The following is a 24,985-nucleotide window of genomic DNA, read 5'->3' on the forward strand; positions in this document are numbered from 1 at the left end:
CCACAGGCACATCCGGCCGAGTCTCCTGCATTTCTGGGGTTCAGGAGGGCAGCTGGATGCGGCCGGTCAGAGGGTGAGGCCCACGAAGACGGGCTCCGGATGCAGGATGACGCCGAACTCGGCGAGCACGCGCGTCTGCACGAAGCCCGCCAGCTGGGCGATCTCGCGCGCGGTCGCGCCGCCGCGGTTCACGATGGCGAGGGTGTGCTTCGAGGAGATCGCCGCACGCGAGCCGGGCAGTGCGAAACCGCGGGCGATCCCCGACTGCTCGATGAGCCACGCCGCGGAGAGCTTCACGCGGTAGTCGCCCGTGCCGAGCGGCGGCACTGTCTCGCCCGGTGCGAGCACCCGCTCCGCCTCCTCCGGGCCGATCGGCCAGCGCGGCGCATCCACCCGCAGCCCGCGCGCGAAGTGCTCGGTGACGATCGGGTTGGTGAAGAAGGATCCCGCGCTCACCGAGTCGGGATCCGCGGCGTCCAGCACCATCCCCTTCGAGGCGCGCAGCGCGAGCACCGCGCGGCGGGCATCCGCGAGGGGGACCCGGTCGCCGAGCGCCACCCCCAGCGCCGCGGCGAGCTGCGCGTAGGCGATCCGTGTGGAGAAGCCGCCCGCATCCAGGTCGAGCTCGATCGCGAGCACCACACCGGCCCGCCCGCGCTTGAGCGCGCTCGTGCGGTAGCCGAGCCCGAGCGCCGAGGCGTCGAGGCGCAGCACCTCGCCCGTGTCGTAGTCGAGGAAGTCGATGCCGACGAGGCGCTCGCCGAGCTCCTGCCCGTAGGCGCCGATGTTCTGCACGGGTGCCGCCCCCACCGTTCCGGGGATGCCGCTCAGCGCCTCGATGCCGGCGAGCCCGGCCTCCACGGTGGCGGCGACGAGGCCGTCCCAGCTCTCCCCCGCCTCCGCGCGCACCCGCGCGTGGCGCCCGTCGGCGTCGATCGCGATGTCGACGCCGCGGGTGGCCGTGCGGATGACGGTGCCGTCGAAGCCCTCGTCGGCGACCAGGAGATTCGAGCCGCCGCCGAGCAGCAGCCAGTCCTCGCCTGACGCCCAGACCCCGAGCGTCGCCTCGACGAGCTCGCTGCGGGTGGCCGGTGCGAGCAGTTCGCGCGCGGGACCGCCGACCCGCAGGGTCGTGTAGTCGGCGAGATCGGTCACCGGATCACGCATCCAGTCGCACGACCACCTGGGCCTTGCCGAGCACGGTCTCGCCCGCGAAGGTCACGGTGAGGTCGATGCGCGCGCCGGCCTCGTCGATGCGCCCGACCTTGGCGACCACGGTGACGGCCGCGCCGTCCACCGGATCCACGATCACCGGGCGCGTGAACCGCACCTGGTAGTCGAGCACGCGCCCGGCGTCGCCGCCCAGCCAGTCGACCACCGGCTGCACCGCGAGACCCATGGTGAGCATCCCGTGGGCGATCACCCCGGGCAGCCCCACGGAGGCGGCCACGTCGTCGCGGTAGTGGATGGGGTTGAAATCACCGGATGCGCCCGCGTACCGCACGAGGGTGTCGCGGCTCAGTGCGAACTCCGCCTCGGCGACGACCTCGCCGAGGGCGAGGGAGGAGGCGAGCGGCGCGCTCATTCCTCGCCTCGCACGACGAGGCTCGAGGTGGCGGTGACCACATGCGCGCCCACGGCATCCTCGACGAGGGTGTCGGCGGTGATCATGGTGTGCCCTCCCAGGGTTTTCACGCTCGTGACGGTGAGGGTGGCGCTCAGCTCGTCGCCGGCGACGATGGGCCGGCTGAAGGCGAACCTCTGGTCGCCGTGCACGACGCGCGCGAAGTCGATGCCGGCGTCCGGGTCGCCCAGCAGCCGGGCCAGGGCGTGCTCCTGCACGACGACTCCGAAGGTGGGCGGTGCGACCAGGTCGGGATAGCCGGCATCCTGGGCGGCCGCGACGTCGTGGTGCAGCGGGCTGGTCGCGAGGACGGCCCGCGCGAACTCGCGCACCTTCTCGCGGCCGACGAGGTAGGGGGCGGTCGCCGCGTAGCTCCGGCCCTGCAGTTCGGGGTTGACGCTCACCCGTCGAGCCTACTGTCGCGGCGCCTGCGCACGAGGGGCCGGGAGACGACGGAACCCCGGCGACCGTCGCGGTCTGCCGGGGTTCCGGGGAGTTTCTGGTGGCGCTGCCTTACTGGCAGGACTCGCAGTAGAGGTCGTCCATCGGGTCGACCGGAACTGCGTAGCCACCGACGGTGTCGACGTCGTTCATGGCAACCTCCCTCAAGCTTTCGTGGTGGACCGTGGGATCTCCCGCGGTGGGTTCTCACTATATAACGGGAATTCCACCTTTGTCATTCCCCTAGATGTTGTGGTTCGGCGTGTCGCATCCGCATCGTCAGAATGCCACGGACCACCGACACCGACGACCCCGGTGTCGTAGCCGCGCATCACCAGCTCGACCCGATCCCGGGCACCGAGCTTCATGAGGATGCGACCCACGTGGGTCTTGATCGTCGACTCCGCGAGGTACAGCCGCGCCGACAGCTCGGGGTTGCTGCAGCCGTGCGCGATGAGCCGGAAGATCTCGAACTCGCGGTCGGTGAGCTCCTCGAGGCGGGGATCGCGCTCCGCCCCGGCGCGCGCCCCGTGGGGTGCCTCATCCGCTGCCGGACGCGCGCGGTCGCCGAGCAGTTCGAGAAGCCGGGGCGTCGCGACGACCAGCTCGGGCTCGCGCTCCCTCGCCAACGCCAGCGCCGCGGCGGGGTCGGAGGCCTCGCCCACGACGTCGAACTCCCCTTCGCTCTCAAGGAGCGTGCGCAGGCCGAGCCGCACGAGGGGGTCGCGGTCGGCGAGCACGACCCGGATCGGCCGGGCGGTGGCGTTCACGACAAGCCCCTACGAGGCCCGGGCGATGCGGCGCAGCAGCTCCTGGGCGGCGGCCACCGCGTCCGCCTGGGCTGCCCGACGACCGGCATCGGCATCCGCGGTCGCCAGGTTGGGGCGGAACGCCACGGCGCGGATGTCGTCGATGCCCGTCCAGCGCAGCCAGTCCTCGAGGTAGGGCTGCTGGAAGTCGCTGCCGAACGCCGGCCCGCGATCCTCCCCGTAGACGGCGCCCGTGTAGATCGCGCTGGCGCTGCGGCCGCGCAGCAGGCCGGAGTAGCCGTCGACGGGGTGGAAGCCGAACACCATGCCGGGTTGGCTGACCACGTCGATGAACTGCTTGAGGATGTACGGCACCGAGGCGTTCCACATCGGCACGCTGAACAGGTAGTGGTCGGCGGCGGCGAAGCGCTCGAAGGCGAGCCGCGCGCGGTGCCACGCCACCTCCTGCGGGCCGACGGGGTCCTCCCCCGCGAAGATGCGCATCTTGGCGCCCGCGCCGTCGGGGCCGAAGGACGGCAGGCTGCCGTCCCAGAGGTCCCATTCGTCGATGACGACGTCGGGGCGGGCGGCGCGGACGGTGTCGAGGTAGCGCCGGGCGAGGGCGAGGGATTCGGATGCTTCGCCGCGCGGGGAGGCGGAGAGGTGGAGAAGACGGGTCATGGCGAACCTTTCGTGATTTATGTGCGTGCGCACGCTATCACATATGTGCGTATGCACGCAATCCACTAGGCTCGTGGTGTGCACAGCGACGCGGAACGCATCTGGGACTCCCTCCTGCGATTCGAGGCGCTCGTGCTGCCGCGCCTCGACCGCACGGTGCAGCGCGCCACCGGCCTGCCGCTCACCTGGTACGACGTCCTGCTCGAGCTCTGGCTCGCCGACGGCCGCCTCACGATGGGCGAGCTCGGCGAGCGGGTCGTGCTGAGCCGCACCCGGGTGAGCCGACTCGTCGACGAGCTGAGCCGGGCCGGCCTCGTGGTCCGGGAGGCGAACCCGGATGACGGTCGCTCCTCCTTCGCCGCCCTCACCCCCGAAGGCCTCCGCAGGTTCCAGGCCGCCCGGAAGGTGTACCTGCCGGCCATCGACGACGAGGTCGGGCGACTGCCCGATGCCGAACTCGCGGTGGTCGCCGAGGGTCTCGAGCGGCTGCTCGCGGCCGCCCGCGCGGCCGACGACGAGCGGTAGCCCACGGGGCGGTACCGCGGTACCACGCGGCCCTCCGATCGGATACCGCGGTCGGATGCCGGGCGTGCGCCGCCTTCCTAGCGTCGTGTCGTGAGCCCCCCGGGGGCTCTGCACAGACGAAGGAGCACCCCACCGTGATCGAAGTCAGGCACCTCACCCATCAGTTCGGACGGCTCACCGCCGTCGACGACATCTCGTTCCGTGCCGAGCCCGGCACCGTCACCGGCTTCCTCGGCCCCAACGGCGCCGGCAAGACCACCGCCCTCCGCGCGATCGCGGGGCTCATCCGCCCCACCGCGGGCGAGGTGCGCGTGAACGGTCGGCCGATGCGCGAGCACCGGATGCCTCTCGCCGAGCTCGGCGTGCTGCTCGACGCGCGGCAACTGCACCCCGGCCGCCGGGCCGACCAGCACCTCCGTGCCCTCGCCGCCACCCAGGGCATCCCCCGCCGCCGGGTCGACGAGGTCATCGAGCTCGCCGGGCTCGGCTCCGCGGCGCACCGCCGCGTCGGCGGGTTCTCGCTCGGGATGTCGCAGCGCCTCGGCATCGCCGCGGCCCTTCTCGGGCACCCGAGCGCCCTCGTGCTCGACGAGCCGATCAACGGGCTCGATCCCGACGGCGTCATCTGGATCCGCGAGCTGCTGCGGCGGCTCGCCGACGAGGGCCGCACCGTGCTGCTGTCGTCGCACCTGATGGCCGAGCTGGCCCTCACCGCCGACCGCATCCTCGTGATCGGCCAGGGGCGGCTTCTCGCCGACGCGAGCCTCGCCGAACTGCTGGCCGCGCACGACTCGCTCGAGGACGCCTACCTCGCCCTCACCCGCACCCGACTCGCATTCGCCGCCGGCCACCCGAACGCCGAGTGACCCGCGCTCCTTCGAAAGGACCCGCCATGTCCATCCTCACCGCCCCGCTCGGGGTGACCGCACCCCGCATGCTCCGCGCGGAATGGATCACCTTCCGCAGCACGCGCTCGACGGTCTGGACCGCCGTGCTCGCGGTCGCCCTGTCGGCAGGATTCGCCGCGGTCGTCGCGGCGGCCGTCGTCGCAGGCGACGCGGACGAGGGGGTGAGCTCCGCCGAGATCATCGCGCGCTCCTTCGGCGATCGCCCCGCACTCGCGATGATCGGCTACGGCGTGCTGTTCACGCAGGCTTTCGCGGCGACGCTCGGCGTGCTCATCGTGTCGAGCGACCGCTCGACGGGCGCGATCGCCGCCACGGCGGCCGCCGTGCAGCGGCGGGGGCGGATCGTGCTCGCCAAGCTCACGCTCAGCGCGCTCCTCGGTCTGGCGATCGGCGCCGCCTCGACGGCGGCGACCCTCGGCATCACCGCGCCGGTCTTCGCGGAATTCGGGCATCCCCTCGCCGTGGACGGCGTGCTCCTGCAAACCGCGCTCGGCGCGGCCACCGGCATCGCCGCGATCGCGGTGGTCGCCAGCGGCATCGCCTTCCTCGTGCGCAGCACCGCTGCGGCAGCCGGCATCGCGCTCGGACTCGTCCTGCTCGCGCCCGGGCTGCTTCCGCTCGTGCCGATGGTCGGTCCTGCGCTCGGGGCCGTGCTGCCGACGAGCTTCACCCTTGTGCTCGCCACCCCGTGGGACGCCCTCGGGGTGGAGCAGATCTCCACCGGCGTCCTGGGCACGGCCGCATGGGTGCTCACGGCATCCCTCGCCGCTGCCTGGTCGTTCCGGCGCCGCGACGTCTGAGCGGAGCGCGCTGTTCACCCCCGCGTGGTGATTCCGGCGATCGTCGCCTCGGCATCGTGGGTGAGCAGGTACATCACCCGCTGCGAATGCGGGACCGCCGCGAACCCGAAACGGGCGTAGAAGGATGCGGCGGCCTCGCTCAGGGCGTGGACGAGGAAGGCGCGCGAGCCGACGAGATGCGATGCCTCGATCCCCTTGAGAACCGCGTCCTGCAACAGCGATGCCCCCACCCCCTGTCCGGTGAAGCGTTCGTCGACGGCGAGTCGGCCGATGAGGATCACCGGGATCGGGTCGGGCGCGTTCCGTCCGAGGGGGCTCCCGGCATCGACTCGCGAGATCGACGAAGAGCTGAGGCAGTAGTAGCCGGCGATCCGCCCGCTTTCGCGCTCGATCGACACGAAGGTCCGCGAGGTTCCGGCCGCCTCGTTCTTGATCGCGCGAAGCGTCAACCAGTCGTCCAGACTCGGGACGCCGCTGTGGAAGGCGGAGACCTCATCGTCGAGCGCGAGTGATCGCGGCCGGGCGAACGAGGTCAATCCGTGAACACCGAGGGCCGACGCAGAAGCTCGGCCAATCGGGCGACCGGTGCCGCCGGACGGTCGAGGACGGCGTTGAACGCCTCCCAGGCTTCCGCGGACATGTGCAGCTCGCGTTCCTGCCTGATGACCTCGGTCGCCTCCTCCACCAGCCGCGGTACCGAGAACTCGGTCACCGACTGACCCGAGATCGTCGCCGCCTGTTCGATGGTCCGCTTCTGTTGGGCGGTCAGCCGCAGCTCGAGGCGATCGTTCTTGAGTGCGGAGGCCATTGTGCGATTGTACGGCGAATCGCCGTACAGCGCGAGGCCGTCGAAACAACAAAGCCCCGCCGGAGCGGGGCCTTCCTGGAGAAGTAGCTGTGTCTGCTTTCGGTTGATGGGTGACACACCTACTCCGGGTGATGGGTGCCACTCGTCTTCACTGTAGATCGGCCTCCGGGGATGGAGGCACGCTTCTTGCGGACGTCGCCGGAACCTTGCCGTAGCTGGGTGCGCAGCAGCTGGTCGCCGTCATAGACCTGGATCACCTCGTCGGTGACCCACACGTCGAGGTCCCGTCCCGCGGCGGCCTTGCCGAGGACGATCTGCTGCCAGTTCACCGTGATCACCCCGACCGCGTTCGCGCGCCTCGCGACCCAGTCCCCGTCGCCCCGCGCAGCCATCGGTCGGGCCGTGTCCGATGTGGGCCGGATCGGCACCGCGGGCGCCGTCGAGGCGGCAAGGAACCGCTCGGCGGGCGGGACCATGCCGATTGCCTGATGCGGCCTGCGGGTGTTGTAGTCGACGACCCAGGCGTCGAGCTCGGCCTGCGCGGCCGCCAACGACGCGAACACCCGGTCGGTGCGGAACTCGGTGCGCAGCGCCCGATGGAACCGCTCGACCTTGCCCGTGGTCGTCGGCGATCTCGGCTGGGTCAGCAGATGCTCCACACCCTGCTCACGCAGGATCCGGTCGAACAGCATCTCCACGGGCGGCTGGTTGAACCGACCCGTGAACACCTTCCCGTTATCGGTGAGCACCTGGCCCGGCAGCCCATACCGCTCCAGCGCGAGCCGGAGGCCCTCGGCGACACTGCTCGCGCTCTCCCGCAGCATCAGGAACGCGCTCACACAGAACCGGGAGTGGTCATCGATCCCGGTCAGCGCCTTCGCCTTCCGCCCGTCGTCGAGCAGGAACCCGCCGACGACGTCCATCTGCCACAACTCCATCGCCCGACCCCGCTCCCACCGCTTCCACTTCCGATCCCGCGGTCGCCTTGCCGCCGGATCGATCAGCCCGAAGCGCAGCAGCGCCCGATACGCCCCCGACTCCGACGGCACCGGCTCGAGCCCGGACCGCTCCAGCTCATAGACCAGCCGCCGCGGCCCCCATGACGGATGCCTGCGCCGCAGGTCGACGAGCGCGACCTCGACGACCGCGGGCATCTGCAACGGCGAGGAGCGCGGCCGATGCGACCGATCGGCGAGACCCTCGAGGCCGTCCGCCTCATACCGGGCCAACCACTGATGGACCGTCTTCCGCGACACCCCGAACCGGGCCGCGACCTCCGTCACCGTCGCCCCGTCCTTGATAACGGCAAGCACGGCCTGATACCGCTGCTCTGACACGCTCAACTCCCGCATACTCGGGAGTGTCACCCATCAACCGAAACCGGCGTTACCCATCAACCGGAAGCGTGTTACCCATCACCCGGATGCCGAATGACACCAATCAGGCGAAGTAACACACTGGAGAAGTAGCTGAGGCGGGACTCGAACCCGCGACCTCACGATTATGAGTCGTGCGCTCTCACCAACTGAGCTACTCAGCCACGAGTTCGCCGGCGCAGGGGTGGAGCCCCGCTCCGACGAACAGAGCCCCGAGTCAGGATTGAACTGACGACCCCTTCCTTACCATGGAAGTGCTCTACCACTGAGCTATCGGGGCGGACCGCGGATCTCGCCGCGGCACCGCGACAGCCTATCATCCGGCCGAGGGTCCGAAGGACGCGGGGAGGCCCTCCCAGGAGGGCAGCTCGACCCCCGGCAGACGCCAGGCGTGGAACGCGGGACCGGGCACATGCACGAGCCCCGCGCTCCACGACACCGCGCCCTCGAGGAGCTCGGCGTCATCCGGCAGCTCACCCGCGAGGTCGACGTCGGCGGCCGCGCGGGCGGCGAGCACGAGGACGCACTCCTCGGCCGTCTCCCGGACGAACGCGACGGCATCGTCTGTGGCGAGCAGCCACCGGATCCCGCCCCCGTTGAGAGCGGGATGCTCTCGCTTGAGGGCGATGAGCCGGCGGTACAGCCCGATCGTGTCCGCCGACCGCTCCACGCTACCCCACGGCATCGGGGTGCGAGCCTGCTCGCCGTCGGCCGCGGTCAGGCCGAACTCGTCACCCGCCCACACCACGGGGATGCCCGGGAGCGTCATCGCGAGCCCGACGGCCGCCGGCAGCACACCCGGGCGCGCCGAGGTGAGGAAACGCGGGGTGTCGTGCGTGTCGAGCGCGTTCATGGTGTGCAGGCGGATGCGCCACGGGAACGCCGCCGCGAACTCGCGGTGGGCGGCGTAGAAGTCGCGGCCCGTGTAGTCGACCGTTCGGCCGAGCGTCATGCCGAGGCCGCCGCCCGCCGGGCTGCCGGGCACCGAGAGCCAGTTCCACAGCGGCCGGGTGAAGTTGGCGTAGGTCATGGCGCCGTGCCAGGCGTCGCCGGTGAAGTCGATCGCGGCGTCGTTGGTCGACTCGCCGACGAGCAGGGTGTCGGGGTTCACCTCCACCATGGTGCGGCGCACCGTGCGGCGCACCTCCTCGTTGAGGTCCTCCTCGCGGTGCCGGCCCGTCATGTTGGCCACGTCGATGCGCCAGCCGTCGAGCGAGAACGGGGGCTGCAGGTACCGGGCGACCACGGAATCCGGGCCCTCGATGAAGCGCGCGCGCAGCTCGGCCGAGCCCCAGTTGAACTTCGGCAGGCTGCGGAATCCCAGCCACGACACGTAGTCGGTCTGGCCGTCGTCGAGCCACAGGTAGAAGGCGCTCTCGGCCGCCTCCGGGTTGCCGTACGCCGCCCGGAACCACTCGTGGGCGTCGCCCGAATGGTTGGTGGTGAGGTCGCCGATCACGCGGATGCCGCGGGCGTGCGCCGCCGCCACGAGCGACACGAGCGCCTCGTCGCCGCCGAGCTGCGGGTCGACGTGGTCGAAGGAGAGCGCGTCGTAGCGGTGGTTGGATCGCCCGGGGAACACCGGGGTGAGGTAGAGCAGGTTCACCCCGAGCGAGTCGAGATGGTCGAGATGCTCCTCGACGCCCGCCAGGTCGCCGCCGAAGAACTGCTCGCCGGTGCCCGGCCCCTGATGGATCACCTCGTCGCCCCAGGCCGCCGGCAGGGCCCACTCCGGCGGGGTGCGCTCGTCGGCGGCGGCCGAGCGCGCGAAACGGTCGGGGAACACCTGGTACATCACCATGGATTCGCCCCACGCGGGCGGGGCCGGATGCGTCACGAGCCGGAAGTCGTCCACGTCGCGCGTCTCGATGTGCGAGAGCCCCTTCGAGGTGAGCCACCAGGTGCCGCCTGCCGCGTCCTCCAGCAGGAAGCGGTAGCCGTGGACGGGGTTCTCGACCACGAGCTCCGCCTGCCACCACACGGCATCCGGGGTCTCGTGCACGATGCGCGCCTCGGCGTAGCGCGGCTCGCGGTCGGGGTTGGAGCGCACCCGCGCCTGGCGCAGCGCGCCGAAACGCCGCGGCACCCGCACGCGCACCCCCACCGCCTGGCCGAGTCCGGGATGCTGCGTCGAGACGTACAGCGGCGATCCGTCGTGGTGCGGCAGCCCCGCGAGGGGCGGCGCAGCGTGACCCGCGAGGGCGTCGGGAAGCGACATGCGGGCACGATATCCGACCCCGGTTGCGGGGAGATTTCGGGAAGTAGCATTCGAGGAGCAGCCGTGCCCGACCGATCGAAGGATCCCCCCGTGAACTCGACGACCCCCCGCGCCACCGACCGCGACGACTGGTGGCGCACCGCCGTCATCTACCAGGTCTACCCGCGCTCCTTCGCGGACTCCGACGGCGACGGCATCGGCGACCTGCCCGGCATCACACACCGCCTCCCGGCGCTCGCCGAGCTCGGCGTCGACGCGATCTGGCTCTCTCCGTTCTTCACCTCGCCGCAGGCCGACGCCGGCTACGACGTCGCCGACTACTGCGACGTGGATCCGATCTTCGGCACCCTCGCCGACTTCGACGCGATGCTCGCGACCGCCCACGAACTCGGCCTGCGCGTGCTCATCGACCTCGTCCCCAACCACTCCTCGAGCGCGCACCGCTGGTTCCAGGAGGCGCTCGCCGCACCCGCCGGCTCCCCCGAGCGCGCCCGCTACCTGTTCCGCGACGGGAAGGGCGCACTCGGACAGCTGCCGCCCAACAACTGGGAGTCGGTGTTCGGCGGCGGCGCCTGGACGCGCGTCACGGAACCCGACGGCACGCCCGGCCAGTGGTACCTGCACCTCTTCGACAGTTCGCAGCCCGACTTCGACTGGACCAACCCCGAGGTGCGCGAGTACTTCCGCGGGGTGCTGCGCTTCTGGCTCGACCGCGGCGTCGACGGCTTCCGGGTGGACGTGGCGCACGGGCTCGCGAAGGCTCCCGGCCTGCCCGACTACACGCCGCCCGCGGTCGACGGCGGCAGCATGGGCGGCAACGAGACCGACGCCCCGTTCTGGGCGCAGGACGGCGTGCACGAGATCTACCGCGACTGGCACGCCGTGCTGGCCGCGTACGGCCCCGGCCGCATCCTCGCCGGCGAGGCCTGGGTGGAGCCGCTCGCGAAGCTCGCCAACTGGGTGCGCCCCGACGAGATGCACCAGACCTTCAACTTCAGTTACCTCGAGACACCGTGGGAGGCCGATGCCCTCCGCGCGGTCGTCGACCGCTCGCTCGCCGCATTCGGCGGTGTCGGCGCGCCGAGCACCTGGGTGCTCTCCAACCACGACGTCATCCGTCACGCGACGCGCCTCGGGCTCACGCCCCCGCCGCCGCAGGGCCAGGGGCTGGGGCCGAAGTCGGAGTCGCACCCCGACGAGGTGGTGGGCCTCCGCCGCGCCCGCGCGGCGACCGGCTTCATGCTGAGCCTGCCCGGCTCCTCCTACCTGTACCAGGGCGAGGAGCTGGGGCTCCCCGAGGTGATCGACCTTCCCGACGAGGCCCGCCAGGACCCGAGCTTCTTCCGCACCGGCGGCAAGACCTACGGGCGCGACGGATGCCGCGTGCCGCTGCCCTGGGAGGCGGACGCCCCCGGCGCGGGCTTCGGCCCGACCGCCGAGAGCTGGCTGCCGCAGCCCGTCTACTGGCCCAGCTACGCGCGCGACGCCCAGCAGGGGGTTCCGGAGTCGACCCTCGAGTTCTACCGCTCGGCGCTCGCCGCCCGACGCGCGCACGGGCTCGGCTCGGGGACCGTCGAGTGGCTGCCGAGCGAGGACCCGGAGGTGCTCGTGCTGCGCAACGGCGCCGTCACGGTCGTCGCCAACACGGGCGCGGGCACGACGCCGCTGCCCGCGGGGCGCGTGGTCCTGGCGAGCGGACCGCTCGGCGCCGACCGCATCCCGGGCGACACGACGGTCTGGCTCGTCGCGGACTGACGCCGGGTGCGCCCCGCCGGTTCAGCTGGCGTGCTCGGTGAGCCAGACGAAGGGGTCGACGTGCGCGCCCTCCACGATCACCTCGAAGTGCAGGTGCGGGGCGGTCGCGACACCCGTCTGCCCGACGAGCCCGATGAAGTCGCCCACGGCGACCGTGTCGCCGAGCTGCAACGGCGACGACGACAGCTGCATGTGGGCGTAGCGGGTCTCGACCACCTGACCGTCGATCTGATGCTGCAGCACGACCGTGTTGCCGAAGCTCCAGTGGTTCTCCTCGTGCTCCACGACGACGCCGTCGGCGATCGCGTAGATCGGCGCGCCGAGGCCCGGCACGAAGTCGATGCCCTTGTGGTCGGTGGAGCAGCCGTTGCACGCGGCCACCCGCTGCCCGTAACCGGATGAGATGGGCACCGCGTACGGGAACGGCCAGCGGATCGCGCCGGACCCCACGGTGTAGCTGTAGTTGCGGGGGCCGTACTTCTCGCGCAGCACCTCGGCCCACGACTTCACCTCGAAGCCGTCACGGGCCTCGACCGATTCGGCCAGGTCGCCGTGGACGTCGACCTCCTGACCCGGCTCGGTGACGGCCGCCGCGAGTGCCGGGGCGGTGCCCGCGGCATCCGCCGGGGTGATCACGCCGAGCGCCGTGGCGGGCACCGAGACCCCCACGAGGAACGCCCCGACGACGGCGAGCACACCGAACGACAGCACGCGCGACCCGACGGCACGGCGGGTGCCGGAGCGTCCGGTGACGACGCGGCGACGCTCGTCGTCGCGACGCTCGCGGCGGGTGCGGGCGACGGGCGCGACGTGATTCATGCGCCCTCCTCCGGTCGTCCCCGCCGGTCGGGGTTCGGGTCGACGGGCTCCGCGCGCGACACGATTCGCGGGCCCTGGGTGCTTTCGATGGTACCCAAGCCCTTCCGGGGCGGCCAGTCCGGCCCCCGGTGGCACCCGCCGGAGGCGTCAGGCGCCGAGCCGCAGCAGCAGCTCCTCGAGCGGTGCCACGAGCTCCGGATGCCCCGCGATCAGGAAGTCGCGGCTCGGCCGATCGACGCCGAGCCCTTTCACCGTCGCGCCCGCCTCACGGGCGATGAGGGTGCCGGCGGCGTGATCCCAGGGGCTCAGGGTGCGCTCGAAGTAGCCGTTGATGCGCCCGCTCGCGACGGCGCCCAGGTCGAGCGAGGCGGTTCCGAAGCGGCGGATGTCGCGCACCTGCGGCAGCAGCCGGGCGACCGCCTCGCCCTGACGTTCGCGCATCCCCGCGTCGTACGCGAAGCCGGTCGCGAGGAGCGCGAGCGGCAGCGGCACCGCGTCCGCGACCCGGATGGGGCGGTCGTCGAGGTGCGCGCCACCGCCGAGTGCCGCGGTGAACAGCTCCCCGCGTGCGGGGTTGAACACGGCACCCGCGAGCACCGTCCAGCTGAGCGGGTCGGGCTCGCCCTCCACGACCGCGATGCTGACGGCGTAGTGCGGGATGCCATAGAGGTAGTTGACGGTGCCGTCGATCGGGTCGACCACCCAGGTGATGCCGCTCGTGCCGCCCGTGGTGCCGCCCTCCTCGCCGAGGATCGCGTCATCCGGGCGAGCCGCTGCGATCCGGGCCCGGATGAGCTCTTCGACCTCGCGATCGGCCGCCGTCACGACGTCGACGATGCTCGACTTGGTGGCGGCCACCTCGACGCCCTCACCGCGCCGCAACGCCGCGAGTTCCCCCGCCTCGACGGCGATACGGCGGGCGAGTTCCAGCAGTTCGAGGCTCATGCCCCCCAGCCTGGCAGGAACCGGTGCCTCGGTGTCCCGATGGGCCCTCCGCCTCGTGGCGGCCGCCCTCTTCGAGGCCGAGAGCCGGTCAGGCGGCCGACGACCGGCGGGCTCGCGCAGCGACGAGCACGATGCCGAGCGCACCCAGCCCGAGGGCGATCCCGAGCAGCGGGGCCGCGTCCGCGCCCGTCGGGGCGAGCGCGGGCACCGCGAGGGCGAAACGGAATGCCGAGAGGGTGTCGGATGCCGGGGTGATGACGATCGAGTGCGCTCCGGCATCCGCGCTCGTCGGCACGGTGCCGCTGAACGAGAAGGTGCCGCCGGGGCCGACGGTGGCGGTGCCGAGCACCACGGGCGTCGACTCGAAGGTCACCGTGAGCACCTCGCCGACCGGCCAGTCGCTGCCCTGCAGGGTGAAGGCGGAGCCGAGCGCGAGCTCCTGCCCGGCGAGCGGGTGGCCGGCCGCGTCGATCGCGGAGGCGACCGGCGTACCGCAGGTGTCGGCGGGGTCGGCGGGGTCGAAGCTGATCACGACCCAGCCGTCCGCCTGGTCGGAGCCCGACTTGATGCCGTAGCTCAGGCGATCCGGGCTCGCCGCGAAGGGGAAGCTCGATCCGCCGCCGCCACCGCCGTTGGTGGCGTAGACGGCGCCGCCACCGCCACCGAAGTATCCGGCCCCGCCGCCACCGCCGCCGTTCGCGCCTTCGCCGCCGGTCAGGAAGCCGCCCGGCCCACCGTTCAGCGCGCCGGCTCCTCCGAGACCGCCCGCCGACTCGGACGCCGGGGCGCCACCGCCCGCAGCCCCCACGGTGGCGCCCGGCGCACCCGCGTCGCCGCCGTGGGCACCGGACTCGTTCCCCGCGCCACCGCCGCCCGCGGCGACGATGACGATGTTGCCGGCATCGGGCACGGCTCCGGTCGCGACGCCGCTCCAGCCACCCCCGCCGCCGCCGAGCGCTCCCGGAGGCGTCGAGCCGCCGCCGGGCGCTCCCCCGTTGCTGGCGGCGCTGCCGACGAACGCGATCTGCGCGGTCGCGCCGACCGCGATCGTGAGCACCTCGCCCGAGGAGACCGAGGTGCGCGTCGTGATGACGGCGCCGCGTCCGACCGTCGCGCGGCCGGCAGCCGCCGACCAGGAGGCGCCGCCGTCGCCGCCCGCGGCCTCAATGTCGATCGCGCAGATGTTCGCCGGAACCGTCCAGCTGGTGAAGCCGGATGCTGCGACGTCGGTGACCTCGAAGCGCACCTCGCGCAACGTCGACGGGGCGGCGGAGGCGCCCGCGCCCCCCGCGACGACCACGAGAGCGAGCGCTCCCGTCGCGGCGAGGGCGAGCGAGGCGATGCGGGACGACGGCATGGGGCTCCTCAGCGCCAGAGCAGGCGCGAACGATGGATCACGGGCAGGGATCATCGTCAGAGTAGGGATGCTCGAGGCGTGCTCGCCATGCCCCCGAACGCGGGCCGCGAGGATGGCGACCGGAACGCACAGAGCCCCGCCGAAGCGGGGCTCTGAACGAGGGTGGCGAGTGAGGTGTCCGGATTCACGACATGGGCGACAGGTGATGCGCGACACATGAGTCGCGTCATGGGCGACAGCCTCGATGGATGTCGAACAAGCATCAGGTCGCGGTCCTGCAGATCACCGCCGGACAGCTCACGGTGTCGGAAGCCGCCCGCCGCTACGGCATCAGCCGGCAGCACCTGCACCGGCTCCTGACCCGGTTCCGGAATGGGGGCCTGGAGGCGATCGAGCCCCGCTCCCGAGCCCCGCTATCGAACCCGAACCAGACCAGCGACGAGGTTCGGCAGCGCATCATCGAACTGCGCCGTCAGCTCGCTGCCACCGGGATGGATGCCGGCCCGATCACGATCGCCTGGCATCTCGAGCAGTCAGGACATGCAGTCCCGTCGACTGCGACGATTCGTCGGATCATCACCCGCGCCGGCCTGGTCACCCCGGAACCGAGAAAGCGCCCGAAGAACTCGTTCGTCCGTTTCGAGGCCGCACAACCCAACGGCACCTGGCAGTCCGACTTCACTCACTGGCACCTGGCCGACGGCACCGACATCGAAATCCTGAACTGGCTCGACGACCACTCCCGCTACCTGCTGGGCTGCACCGCGATCGGCCGCGTCACCGGCGACGACGTGATCGTCGACTTCCTGCGCCTGATCGACACCTACGGCCCGCCGGCGACCACACTCACCGACAACGGCAGCGTCTACACCGCCCGCTTCGTCGGCGGGAAGAACGCGTTCGAGCTCACCTTGCCGCTGCTGGGCATCCAGCAGAAGAACGGCCACCCAGGCCACCCGCAGACCCAGGGCAAGATCGAACGCTTCCACCAGACCCTGAAACGCTTCCTCGCAGCTCAGCCCGTCCCGCGCACGCCGGCTGAGCTGCAGCACCAACTCGATGCCTTCCGGCAGCACTACAACGAACACCGCCCCCACCGCGCAAGAGACCGCATGACCCCCGGCGACGCCTACCGCGACACCCCGAAAGCCCTCCCCGCCCGACGCATCGAATCCGGCCACTACCGACTGCGCTACGACCACGTCGACGACCGCGGCAAAGTCTCCTTCCGCCTCGCCGGACGCATGCACCACCTCGGCATCGGCATCGAGCACCACCGCAAACGCATCATCGCGATCGCCGACCACGAAACCGTGACCGTCATCCACCTCGACACCGGCGAAGTCATCGCCACCAACCAGATCGAACCGACCCACAGCTACTGGCGCAACACGAAGAAAGCCCCAGGCCGATGGCCCAGGGCTTCCACGTGAACGTCACACATGTCGCGACTCACCTGTCGCACATGTCCCGACTCATCACAAGGGTGGCGAGTGAGGGATTCGAACCCCCGAAGGCTGAGCCGGCTGATTTACAGTCGGTCGCTTCGGCCATCCCCGCCTGCTCCGTCTCTATCCGCCGTGAGCCGCCGTGAGCCGCCGTGGCCCGGCTTGCCCTGACTTTCCGGGTGTTCCGAGGGGTAGGAGGCGGACGGACTCGGACCCGGTCGGATCAGCGCGGCGCGACTCAGACGGAGGGGTTTTCGGAGGGGCTTCGGGCATGCCCCCAGACCGCGGGGCTGCAAGGACACCGGCGCGGCTGCCACAATCTCCACATGCCCAGCGAGAAGCCGCAAGTCATCGAGTGGATCTTCTTCAATCGAAAGTACGACTCTGCGGCCCGGCTTCTGCGCGACCCGATTGTGACGTTCAACGACATCCGCGAGGGTATCGAGGCGACCGGCGCACGGCTGAGCGTCGCGAATCCGGCCAACTTCTGGAAGGACCTCACGCGCAGCCCGACACCGAACGACAACTGGCCGACGAGGGTCTTCGAGGCTGGCTTCACCGGGACGGATGCCATCGGCGCCGGTGACCAGGCGTGCTTCGCCTTCACGCCAGTCGCAGAAGATCAGACCGAGCCGTTCCCCGACATCCTGGTGTTCGATCCTCACAACGTCGTGCCGCTCACCATCCAGTCGCTGTCCATGGCCCAGGCCATGAAAGCGCTCGGACGTCGGGACGAGAACTGGCTCGCGCAGGTCACTGCTCGTCTGTTTGCTATCGAGACCTTCTTCGCCGTCGTGTCTGAGCGAGAGGTGCGCGAAGTCTCCTTCTTGCAGACCGGCGTGAAGATGCGCGGCGGAGAATCGGACGCCGTATACAGCGTGACCTGCGACGACGGCGTCTGGCTGCTCTCGGTAGAGGCGAAGGGTCGCCGCGAGCCGCTGCACCTTCCTCAGATCGCCCGCGCCTCCTACAGTCTGTTCGAGACTGTCACGTCTCAGGGCGGCGAACTCTCCGACGTCGTCGGAGTCATTCCCTTTGGACTGAAGATCGTCGGCGACTCCGAGGTCTGGGCCGTGGAGTTCGCCCCTGTCGAATCTGCCGACGAGACGCTGACTGCCGTCTCTCAGGCGACGTTCATGTTTACGCCGCCTGTCCCTGGAATCTCTTAGACGGCCTCGGCAAGCCGCGGCTCGGGCTTCGAGCGGCGGCGCGACTTCGGAATCGAGTCGTGCGACGCTCCGGCGTACTTCGTCGCCTCGCCCATTGCCATGTACAGAAGGTGCTCGTCAGTGAGCTCGAGAACCTCGTCGGGCTTGGCCGGCTGCACACCCAGAGCCTCGATCACGGCGCGACCCAACGCGCGACCGAAGATTGGCGGGACCGCATTGCCGATCTGCCGGAAGCCATTCCACTTGGTCGAGTGGAGGCGGAACCAGTCGGGGAAGGAGTGGAGTCGCGCAGCCTCGCGAACGGAGAGGACTCGCGCGTTCCGCGGGTGAAGCGGTCGAGGCGACGTGTGAGCGCCGCGCTCGCCTCCGGTGCCCGCCCGGAGGGTGTTGCACAGTCCTTCCTCAGCCAGACGTAGGAAACGGCTCACCTTCTCTGTCGAGCCCTGCTCCGTCGCAGCGAACCGGGAAATAGACACGTCGGTGTGCTGCGTCTGCCAACTCGAAGTCAGAACCGAAGGGTCCCACTTGCGCCGATAGGCGAAGTCGGTTGGGTCGTCCTCAAGTCCGCGGAGGCGGCGTGCGTACTCGGACGCTGCAAGGTCCATCTTGTTCTGCTGCGCGCGCGTGAGCGGAGTCACGTCGCTGGTCGCTAGCGCGGGGAACTGATCGAGGTCCGGAAGGTCGCCAATGGCGTCCCAAACCGTCGGTCCCGCGGGCAACGGCTCGACGTTCGAACGCAGCGTGCTGCGAACCGGACGCGCGGGGCGCACGACGGGCGCCGGGTGCGCCACCGGGTCAACGTCCGCACGGTATCCGAGCAGGATGAAGCGCCGCCGGTCCTGAGGCACGCCGTAGTCAGCCGCATTGAGGATGTGCGGGCTGGGCACGACGTATCCGGCGTTCTCGAAGCGGCGGATCAGGTCGGCAAGCAACTCCTTGTGCTCGCCCGAGGCAATCCCCGGAACATTCTCCATGAGAAAGTAGCGCGGACGAAGCGAGTTCACGAGCCGGAAGAAGTGGAAGATCAGGTCGTTTCGCGCGTCGTCGACCTGGCGCTTGCCGATCCACGAGAACCCCTGGCAGGGCGGACCACCGGCGACAAGATCAACCTCGCCGTCCCACGGCTCGTCGCCGTGATGGTTGGCCCATCCCCGCTCGACCGACCGCCGAAGCGTCGACTCGGGCAGTTTCCCGATGTCGTCGCAGAGGACTTCGGTGAGCGGGAAGTTGAATGCGTGAGTGGTGGCGTGGACAGGGTCGTACTCCACTGAGGCGACGACGTCGAAGCCCGCCTGTTCGAGTCCGAGCGAAAGTCCACCAGCGCCAGCGAACAGGTCAACAGCGACCGGCCGACGTGCCGAAGGTGCAGATGTGTCCGTCCCAGTGCCCCGCATAGGGTAACCCTACTGGCCACCCACTGGCGTTGGAGTATTGGGGTCGGCCAGGTGCAAAGATCGCAGATGTGTTCGATAGGGAGGAGTGATGGTCCACCCCGAGCCTCCGACATCAGTATCGCCGCGAGTGCGCCACGTGATGCAAGGCAACCGCTCCCGCGACACCAAACCGGAGTTGGCGGTGCGTCGCGCGGCGCATGCGCTTGGACTGAGATACCGGGTCAACGCTCGACCACTGTCGAGCCTCCGGCGCAGCGCCGACCTCGTGTTTCGGCGGGAACGAGTCGCAGTGTTCATCGACGGGTGCTTCTGGCACGGGTGCCCCGAACACCACGTCGCCTCGAAGTCCCGCGTCGAGTACTGGGGTCCAAAGATCGAGGCCAACCGTCGCAGAGACGCGGACACAGACAAGCTGCTGCGAGCGCAGGGCTGGTACCCGCTCCGCGCCTGGAGCCATGAGGATCCAGCCGAGGTCGCATTCCGAGTGCGCGCGCTGATCGACATGCGCCGGGCGGCTACCGGCTGAGGCGTTGTCCGTATCCTCGGCGGGACGGGTTGGCGGTGCGGATCGCCTCGCGGCGGAGATCGGCTGCCTGCTGGCCGGTGGAGCCGGGAAGCAGACGCCCGGTGGGAGTGCGCCGGTTGTCGCCGGAGCGTCCGCCGTACTCAGTCGGAGTGCCTCCGGGCTGCCGGTAGTTGGGCTTGTCGGTCATGCCCTCTATCGTCCCTCGCGCCCACATTCCGCCGCGCGCCGCGGGTAATCCACATCGCTCATTTCATATCTCCATACAGGCATGGATATTGCGATAGCGGGCATTTCAAGCGGGCGAAACGCATACCCCGGTAAAGTTATTTCATGAGCAATACTCACGCCAAGCGAGGGCCGAAGCCGGGGTCGTGGGTGCCGTTGGAAACGAGCATCACGCCTGCGCTCGACCGCGCCATGAATGAACTCGTGCTCAGCACGGGCGTCTCCAAGGCGAGCGTCGTGCGCGCGGCACTGGCGCACTATCTCGCAGCGCAGGGCGTGCTCCCGCCTGACCACCCCGACCTGATCGAACCGACACCGACGCGCGGCCCGGGCCTCGCATCCCAGAGAAAGGACAACCCATGACCATGAGCAGCATGCAGCGGAGAGCGGCACCGCCGCCGAGCGTCGACCTGCCGCCCTACCCCGAGCACCACGCGGCATCTTCGATCGCCCAGCAGATGGCGACCCGCGCCGCGCACTGGGGACAGACCGCCCGCGGGCTGCGCGACGAGATCGCTGCGACCGAGGATGCGCTGGTCTCGGCGCTGGACGAGCAGGAGCGCCGCGAGGCGAACCGCACTCGACTCCGCGAAGCCCTCAACGAGAACGCGGATCGAGGCCTGCGATGACCATCTCCAACCCGCACGAAGCCCGAGTCGCGGCGCGGCACCTCAAGTACGACAACACCGCCGAGGAGCGAGAGAACGTTCAGCGCGTGGACCGCGAGGTCTTCGACCGGGTCGCAGAGTACGAGCGCGGCGTCGTCGCCTCAGCACGGGCGGACGCCGACAAGGGCGACCGGCTGGCAAGTCAGGCCGTGGCAGCGGTGGCCGATCTGAACTCGCGGTTCCGCGCCGCCGCCGAGGACGGCAACGTGTCTCGCGACCTGCTGCGCGAGTTCAACCGCGTGCGCGCTCAGGCTGAAGCGCTGGCGGACTCGCTGAACGTGGCCGAGCGCACCGCCCAGTGGCACGCCGGGCGGCTGAGCGACGTCTACGGAACGTGGCTCGCGCTCGTGCAGAAGTACCCGACCCTCAAGCCGGGGATTCGGGTCCAGTAAGGCTGACCCGCCGCCGCCGTTCGAGCCATGTCGTCGGCGGCGGGTCTTCAACCGAACAACCCACTGAAAGAGAGGCAACGCAATGACTCACGTTGACGACCGAAGGCTACTCGCCTCGCCCAGCACGCCGCCGAGCGCGGTGCTCTACGACTACCACGAGCGCGCTCTGCAACCCGGCACGCGACACGAGCCGGTCACCATCAGCAGCGAGGCGGCGAAGGCCACCCGGCTACTGACGACGACCGAGCGCGCGACAGCCCGAATCACACTCCGCCCATCTGTCGAGGGCGCTGGCCTACTGCACGAGGCTGTCGCACGGCTGCGCGTCTACGAGGCGCGCGGGCTGCTCGACCGCATGAGCGTCCACACCGTCGCCCGCAACCTGCACGCCGTGTTCTTCACCGGCCACCCGTTCGGACTCATCCACGCCGCCCGCGGCTGGCACCTGCTCGAAGAACTCGACCGCCGCGACCTCATCGAGGTCTGGCTCGACACGCCCTGCTCGGGCACGACACGTCAATGGCTCCGGCTTCGGCTCTGCGACCGACTCGACGAGTTGCGCTTCTGGGAATCCGGAAACGCAAATGTCCACAATCGCTAAACCGAGCGACGAGAGGCTGGTTCGAGCGGCGCCACCGCGCCCCACGGTAAACTTCTCTCAGCCGCTTTGAGCGGGCGTGACCCTAGCCGGATGGACCCGGCGCGGTCCGGGTAACGTCTCTCAGGTCAACAACTCCATATTGCGTCAACAGGGAAAGGACCCCGAAGTGACGGCCACTAGATGTGGCCCGATCCGGGGTCTTTGTCGTCTCCGCGGTCGGGTCCAACCCACCAAGAGAAGGAGACAACATGAAGACGCAAAAGGAGAAGCCGGAGCGCACCTGGACGTTCCGCGAACTCCCCGAGCACCCGGTCGCGCAGACCTACCGCGTGACCGAGCGCATGGCGCGGCGAGCACACCAAGCGGGGCGGCTCCACGGCGTGAAGCCTGGCCTCACCGTGCTGTTCACGGACGCCGACATCCGCGCGTGGATTCTCGGCAGCCGCAGCGACGCCGACAAGTAGATCGCGCACATGGCAACCGTGCGCCGACGACGGCCACCCGTCGTCACTACCTACACGCCCGCTGCGCTGCTCGCGAGCCGACTCGGGGACTACATCACGCAGCCCGAGCCGACCGGCGACGGCGAGATGCGGATGTTCTGCCCGATCTGCGAGGTGCCCGGCGAGAGCCGGACGCCGTCCGCATCGATCAACCCCAGGCTCGGCAAGTGGCACTGCCTCGGCAAGTGCAGCGAGGGCGGGTCGATCCTCGCGCTCACGCAACAGTTGGGCGTCAAGATTCGCGGCTCTGCAAGCCGGGAGTCGACCGCGAAGAAGAAGCCCGCTCTGCCGCCGCCGTTGGAAGACCAGCACAAGCCGCTCGATTGGCACGACAAGTTCATGCGGGGCGAGTGCGCCGACTTCCTCGACTTCCTGACGCAGGAGCGCGGCCTGCACCCCAACACCCTCGCCCACTTCCACGTAGGCGCTGACGGCGAGCGCGTCACGATCCCCATCTATGTGCGCGGGCGGTGCATCAACGTCCGGCGCTACCTGCCACACGCACCGAACGCGAAGCGCAAGATGCTCAACCTGCCCGGCCACGGATCACCGGCAGTGCTCGCGTTCACCGAGACGCTGGCCGGCAACTCGCTCCCGGTCGTCGTGACCGAGGGAGAACTCGACGCGCTGCTGGTGTGGCAGGAGGCCGCAGGTCGCCTCGCCGTCGTCACCGGCACGGGCGGCGCGGGCACTCCCCCGCCCGACCTGTCGGCGCTCCGTGGCCGTGAGGTCTGGGTCGCCTACGACAACGACGACGCGGGCCGGAAGGGTGCGGAGAAGTTCACTGCCCGCGCGAAGGCCGCGGGCGCTCATGCCCACGTGCTCGACCTCGCCCGGCTCGGGCTGAGCGGCGACGGCGCAGACGTGTCCGACTACCTGCTGCGATGCGGCAAGGTGGACGCGCTGCTCGCGGAGATGGAGCGCCTGCGGTCAGCACCGGAGGCTGGCGTGGACGAGGTCGCCACGGCGATGGAGGCCGCGTTCCTCGACCTCGGGGCACCGCAGACCGAGTACACCGCTGCGCTGCTGTCGGAGGACGACATCCTCACCGCTCCCCCGCTGCGGTACGTGGTGGAGCCGTGGCTGCCGGTGGGCATGTTCACGTCGATGTTCGGCCAGCCCGGCTCGGGCAAGACGTTCGTCGGGCAGGACCTGCAGAACGCCGTCCGCGCGGGCATCCCCTGGCATGGTCACGACGTCGCACCGGGCGCGGTGCTGCTGCTAGAGGCCGAGGGCGTGCAGCAGCTCCAAGCCCGCATCGTCGCGTGGAACGAGCACCACGGAAACCCGGATATGGCCGCCTTCCGCGCGCTCGACGTGCCGCTCGACCTCTCGACGCCGGAGGGTGCCGCCGCGCTGGTCCGCACGGTGCGGGGCATGGAGGCCGCAACCGGCGAGCGCGTGGTGCTCGTGTGGATCGACCCCGCGGCGCTCTACATGTCGAGCAGCGAGAACGAGGACGGCAACCGCAACCTCGCGCTCGGCCTGAACGCCGTTGCGAAGTACCTCGACATCGCCGTGCTCGTGATCGTCCACACCAACGCCGAGGGCTCCCGCGCTCGTGGCACCGACCACTTCCGCATGCTGTCCGGTTCGCACATCCGCGTCGAGCGCATCGACGGCGACATGGTCGGCGTGGTGCAGGAGAAGGTCAAGAACACGTCGCCCCGCGCGGTGATCCTCCGCCCAGTGCAGATCGGACGCTCGCTCGCGTTCGACACCGAGGAACGCATGTCGGCTCTGGACTACGCCTCGCGGAAGGATCGCGCCGCCTGGACGTCGAAGGTCACGCATCGCCTCTCGGAGGCAACCACAGCCCACGAAGTGAAGACCAGCCACGCGGAGGCGCTGATTCTCGACGTTCTCGCCACCCGACCGCGACAGTCCACCACGCAGATCGTCGCCGCAACCCAAGGGCAAGGCGTCGGCTCGGACGGCATCAAGGCCGCGCTCGCGTCGATGGTCGAGCGAGGCGTCGTCGCGACCGAACCCGGCCCACGCAAGGCGACCTTGCACACCCTCGCCGACCTCGCGGAAGGGGCCGAGAAGTGACCCGACCGCACCCGACCCGACCCGACCCCGGTTGGGACAACGACCCGACCCGACCGCGGCCCTACGTAGTAGTAGGCCGCGGGTTGGGTCGTCGGTCGGCCCAAGTCCGGACGCCTACGCGGTCGGGACGATCACAAGCCCTCAGCCGAGCGCGTACCTCCTTCCGGCGCCCGGCGGGGTTCGACCGAATCTCGAGAAATGGAGAACTGACATGACCGACCTTTCAACGCCCGCACCCTTCCAAGGGCAGTGCACAGCGCACAGGAAGAACGGCGCGCGTTGTCGGAAGCACGCCATCAACGGAAGCAACGTCTGCCGCACACACGGCGGAGCCGCACCCCAGGTGAAGCGCGCAGCAGCCCTCCGTCTGCTCATGGCGGCAGATTCGGTCGCGGGTGAACTCGTGAGAATCGCACTCTCCAAGACCGCGTCCGACGCGACCAAGGTGCAGGCGATCTTCGGCATCCTCGACCGCGCAGGCCTCAACCCGCGCCAGGCGGTGGATGTGGACGTCGCCGTTGGCATCAAGCAGTCGCCCGAGGACATCTACGCGAACGTCGTGCTCGCCTCCACGGTGCCGATCACTGGCCCCAAGCCCGCCGACTGGGATGACGCCCTGGACGGCTCGTGGGAGTTCTTCTCCGGCCAGGCGGCGCTCCCCGACCCGAACGTCATCGACGCAGAGATCGTGGAGACACCCGCGCCGGTGCAGCGTGCCCGCGAGACGGAGATGGACGACGCCGAGCGCAACGCGCACCGACGCGAGAGGTTCCTCCAGGAGCAGCGCGCCGAGCGCAGTACCCCGACTCCACCGCAGCCGAGCATCGAGGACGACCCGCGCGACCGACAGCCGGTGCGGAGCCGGGACGAGGCGCTGACCAAGGGGCGCGAGCGGTTCCTCGTTCAGCGCGAGGGGCTGGCCCCGAAGAAGCGCCACCAGCGGCGGGCATGACCATGCGCCACACAGGATTGGCCGCTCCTGGGCGAACGGCCCACGCGAG

The 24,985-nt window shown here is 70.3% G+C and carries 27 protein-coding genes, 2 tRNA genes and 1 pseudogene; 14 read left to right on the top strand and 16 right to left on the bottom strand.

The features are described from left to right. Positions 1–66: 66 nt before the first annotated feature. From FLP23_RS01315 to FLP23_RS01340, 5 genes are all read right to left on the bottom strand, one after another. Positions 67–1,167, bottom strand: a complete 1,101-nt coding sequence (locus tag FLP23_RS01315) for a UDP-N-acetylmuramate dehydrogenase (protein ID WP_149324208.1) — start codon at positions 1,165–1,167, stop codon at positions 67–69. Next, positions 1,160–1,585: a MaoC/PaaZ C-terminal domain-containing protein gene (locus FLP23_RS01320; RefSeq protein ID WP_149324209.1), complete on the bottom strand. Its 426-nt coding sequence runs from the start codon at positions 1,583–1,585 to the stop codon at positions 1,160–1,162. Before FLP23_RS01320 ends, FLP23_RS01315 begins: the two co-directional genes overlap by 8 nt. Then, entirely contained in the window at positions 1,582–2,028 is a 447-nt protein-coding gene (locus tag FLP23_RS01325; protein ID WP_149324210.1) for an FAS1-like dehydratase domain-containing protein, read from the bottom strand. Before FLP23_RS01325 ends, FLP23_RS01320 begins: the two co-directional genes overlap by 4 nt. 201 nt (positions 2,029–2,229) lie before the next feature. Beyond that, positions 2,230–2,835 (bottom strand): response regulator transcription factor, encoded by a 606-nt coding sequence (locus tag FLP23_RS01335; protein WP_149324211.1) that lies wholly within the window; start codon positions 2,833–2,835, stop codon positions 2,230–2,232. Positions 2,836–2,844: 9 nt separating this feature from the next. Further along, a complete protein-coding gene (locus FLP23_RS01340) occupies positions 2,845–3,495 on the bottom strand; it encodes an FMN-dependent NADH-azoreductase (RefSeq protein WP_149324212.1) in 651 nt (216 codons plus the stop codon). 78 nt (positions 3,496–3,573) lie between these two features. Here FLP23_RS01340 and FLP23_RS01345 point away from each other — a divergent pair, with 78 nt between their 5' ends. The 3 genes and pseudogenes from FLP23_RS01345 (at position 3,574) to FLP23_RS01355 (ending at position 5,728) form a co-directional block, all read left to right on the top strand. Further along, positions 3,574–4,020, top strand: a complete 447-nt coding sequence (locus FLP23_RS01345) for a MarR family winged helix-turn-helix transcriptional regulator (RefSeq protein ID WP_149324213.1) — start codon at positions 3,574–3,576, stop codon at positions 4,018–4,020. A 134-nt stretch (positions 4,021–4,154) separates the two neighbouring features. Next, a pseudogene (locus FLP23_RS01350) lies at positions 4,155–4,802 on the top strand (ABC transporter ATP-binding protein); the annotation flags it as partial. Positions 4,803–4,912: 110 nt separating this feature from the next. Next, entirely contained in the window at positions 4,913–5,728 is an 816-nt protein-coding gene (locus FLP23_RS01355; RefSeq protein WP_149324215.1) for a hypothetical protein, read from the top strand. 14 nt (positions 5,729–5,742) lie between these two features. Here FLP23_RS01355 and FLP23_RS01360 read toward each other — a convergent pair whose 3' ends face one another. The 6 genes from FLP23_RS01360 to FLP23_RS01385 all read right to left on the bottom strand — a co-directional run bounded on the left by FLP23_RS01360 (position 5,743) and on the right by FLP23_RS01385 (position 10,130). Continuing rightward, positions 5,743–6,264, bottom strand: a complete 522-nt coding sequence (locus FLP23_RS01360; protein WP_149324216.1) for a GNAT family N-acetyltransferase — start codon at positions 6,262–6,264, stop codon at positions 5,743–5,745. Next, positions 6,261–6,536, bottom strand: a complete 276-nt coding sequence (locus FLP23_RS01365; protein ID WP_149324217.1) for a type II toxin-antitoxin system TacA family antitoxin — start codon at positions 6,534–6,536, stop codon at positions 6,261–6,263. Before FLP23_RS01365 ends, FLP23_RS01360 begins: the two co-directional genes overlap by 4 nt. A 119-nt stretch (positions 6,537–6,655) precedes the next feature. Next, positions 6,656–7,888, bottom strand: a complete 1,233-nt coding sequence (locus FLP23_RS01370; protein ID WP_149324218.1) for an IS481 family transposase — start codon at positions 7,886–7,888, stop codon at positions 6,656–6,658. A gap of 114 nt (positions 7,889–8,002) precedes the next feature. Next, positions 8,003–8,076, bottom strand: a tRNA-Met gene (locus FLP23_RS01375). Between the two features lie 44 nt (positions 8,077–8,120). Further along, a tRNA-Thr gene (locus tag FLP23_RS01380) sits at positions 8,121–8,192 on the bottom strand. A 36-nt stretch (positions 8,193–8,228) separates the two neighbouring features. Beyond that, positions 8,229–10,130, bottom strand: coding sequence for a glycoside hydrolase family 13 protein (locus FLP23_RS01385; RefSeq protein ID WP_149324219.1), 1,902 nt, complete (start codon positions 10,128–10,130; stop codon positions 8,229–8,231). Positions 10,131–10,220: 90 nt separating this feature from the next. Between FLP23_RS01385 and FLP23_RS01390 the strand changes: the two genes are divergently transcribed. Continuing rightward, positions 10,221–11,885 carry a glycoside hydrolase family 13 protein gene (locus FLP23_RS01390; RefSeq protein ID WP_246140017.1) on the top strand — a complete coding sequence of 555 codons (1,665 nt, stop codon included), beginning with the start codon at positions 10,221–10,223 and terminating at the stop codon, positions 11,883–11,885. A gap of 21 nt (positions 11,886–11,906) precedes the next feature. Here FLP23_RS01390 and FLP23_RS01395 read toward each other — a convergent pair whose 3' ends face one another. The 3 genes from FLP23_RS01395 to FLP23_RS01405 all read right to left on the bottom strand — a co-directional run bounded on the left by FLP23_RS01395 (position 11,907) and on the right by FLP23_RS01405 (position 15,006). Next, positions 11,907–12,704, bottom strand: coding sequence for a M23 family metallopeptidase (locus FLP23_RS01395; RefSeq protein WP_149324221.1), 798 nt, complete (start codon positions 12,702–12,704; stop codon positions 11,907–11,909). A 147-nt stretch (positions 12,705–12,851) separates the two neighbouring features. Then, positions 12,852–13,649, bottom strand: a complete 798-nt coding sequence (locus tag FLP23_RS01400; RefSeq protein ID WP_149324222.1) for an inositol monophosphatase family protein — start codon at positions 13,647–13,649, stop codon at positions 12,852–12,854. Between the two features lie 88 nt (positions 13,650–13,737). Further along, a complete protein-coding gene (locus FLP23_RS01405) occupies positions 13,738–15,006 on the bottom strand; it encodes a hypothetical protein (RefSeq protein ID WP_149324223.1) in 1,269 nt (422 codons plus the stop codon). A gap of 248 nt (positions 15,007–15,254) precedes the next feature. Between FLP23_RS01405 and FLP23_RS01410 the strand changes: the two genes are divergently transcribed. Together FLP23_RS01410 and FLP23_RS01415 are read left to right on the top strand one after the other, a co-directional pair. Continuing rightward, the gene (locus FLP23_RS01410; protein ID WP_149324224.1) at positions 15,255–16,439 is read left to right on the top strand and encodes an IS481 family transposase; all 1,185 of its coding nucleotides are present in this window, start codon (positions 15,255–15,257) and stop codon (positions 16,437–16,439) included. A gap of 341 nt (positions 16,440–16,780) precedes the next feature. Then, on the top strand, positions 16,781–17,623 hold the full coding sequence (locus FLP23_RS01415; protein ID WP_149324225.1) for a hypothetical protein: 843 nt from the start codon (positions 16,781–16,783) through the stop codon (positions 17,621–17,623). On the opposite strand, the gene FLP23_RS01420 is transcribed toward FLP23_RS01415, so the two are convergent. Beyond that, the gene (locus FLP23_RS01420; protein WP_149324226.1) at positions 17,620–19,017 is read right to left on the bottom strand and encodes a DNA cytosine methyltransferase; all 1,398 of its coding nucleotides are present in this window, start codon (positions 19,015–19,017) and stop codon (positions 17,620–17,622) included. The two genes, FLP23_RS01415 and FLP23_RS01420, sit on opposite strands and share 4 nt — an antisense overlap. A gap of 139 nt (positions 19,018–19,156) precedes the next feature. Here FLP23_RS01420 and FLP23_RS01425 point away from each other — a divergent pair, with 139 nt between their 5' ends. Next, positions 19,157–19,543 carry a very short patch repair endonuclease gene (locus FLP23_RS01425; protein ID WP_149326136.1) on the top strand — a complete coding sequence of 129 codons (387 nt, stop codon included), beginning with the start codon at positions 19,157–19,159 and terminating at the stop codon, positions 19,541–19,543. Here the strand turns inward: FLP23_RS01425 and FLP23_RS01430 are convergent. Continuing rightward, entirely contained in the window at positions 19,533–19,730 is a 198-nt protein-coding gene (locus FLP23_RS01430) for a hypothetical protein (RefSeq protein ID WP_149324227.1), read from the bottom strand. The genes FLP23_RS01425 and FLP23_RS01430 overlap by 11 nt on opposite strands. A 143-nt stretch (positions 19,731–19,873) precedes the next feature. Between FLP23_RS01430 and FLP23_RS01435 the strand changes: the two genes are divergently transcribed. From FLP23_RS01435 to FLP23_RS01465, 7 genes are all read left to right on the top strand, one after another. Further along, positions 19,874–20,131 (top strand): ribbon-helix-helix domain-containing protein, encoded by a 258-nt coding sequence (locus FLP23_RS01435; RefSeq protein WP_149324228.1) that lies wholly within the window; start codon positions 19,874–19,876, stop codon positions 20,129–20,131. Then, entirely contained in the window at positions 20,128–20,397 is a 270-nt protein-coding gene (locus FLP23_RS01440) for a hypothetical protein (protein ID WP_149324229.1), read from the top strand. The genes FLP23_RS01435 and FLP23_RS01440 overlap by 4 nt, the downstream gene beginning before the upstream one ends. Further along, positions 20,394–20,828, top strand: coding sequence for a hypothetical protein (locus FLP23_RS01445; RefSeq protein ID WP_149324230.1), 435 nt, complete (start codon positions 20,394–20,396; stop codon positions 20,826–20,828). Before FLP23_RS01440 ends, FLP23_RS01445 begins: the two co-directional genes overlap by 4 nt. Positions 20,829–20,910: 82 nt before the next feature. Next, complete coding sequence (locus FLP23_RS01450) at positions 20,911–21,429, top strand: hypothetical protein (RefSeq protein ID WP_149324231.1); 519 nt, start codon at positions 20,911–20,913, stop codon at positions 21,427–21,429. Between the two features lie 248 nt (positions 21,430–21,677). Continuing rightward, positions 21,678–21,893, top strand: a complete 216-nt coding sequence (locus tag FLP23_RS01455) for a hypothetical protein (protein ID WP_149324232.1) — start codon at positions 21,678–21,680, stop codon at positions 21,891–21,893. Between the two features lie 9 nt (positions 21,894–21,902). Beyond that, entirely contained in the window at positions 21,903–23,984 is a 2,082-nt protein-coding gene (locus FLP23_RS01460; RefSeq protein WP_149324233.1) for a bifunctional DNA primase/helicase, read from the top strand. 403 nt (positions 23,985–24,387) lie between these two features. Beyond that, positions 24,388–24,936 (top strand): hypothetical protein, encoded by a 549-nt coding sequence (locus FLP23_RS01465; RefSeq protein WP_149324234.1) that lies wholly within the window; start codon positions 24,388–24,390, stop codon positions 24,934–24,936. Positions 24,937–24,985 lie beyond the last annotated feature (49 nt).

The organism is Protaetiibacter larvae (assembly GCF_008365275.1).
In the GTDB taxonomy this organism is placed as follows: Bacteria; Actinomycetota; Actinomycetes; order Actinomycetales; family Microbacteriaceae; genus Homoserinibacter; species Homoserinibacter larvae.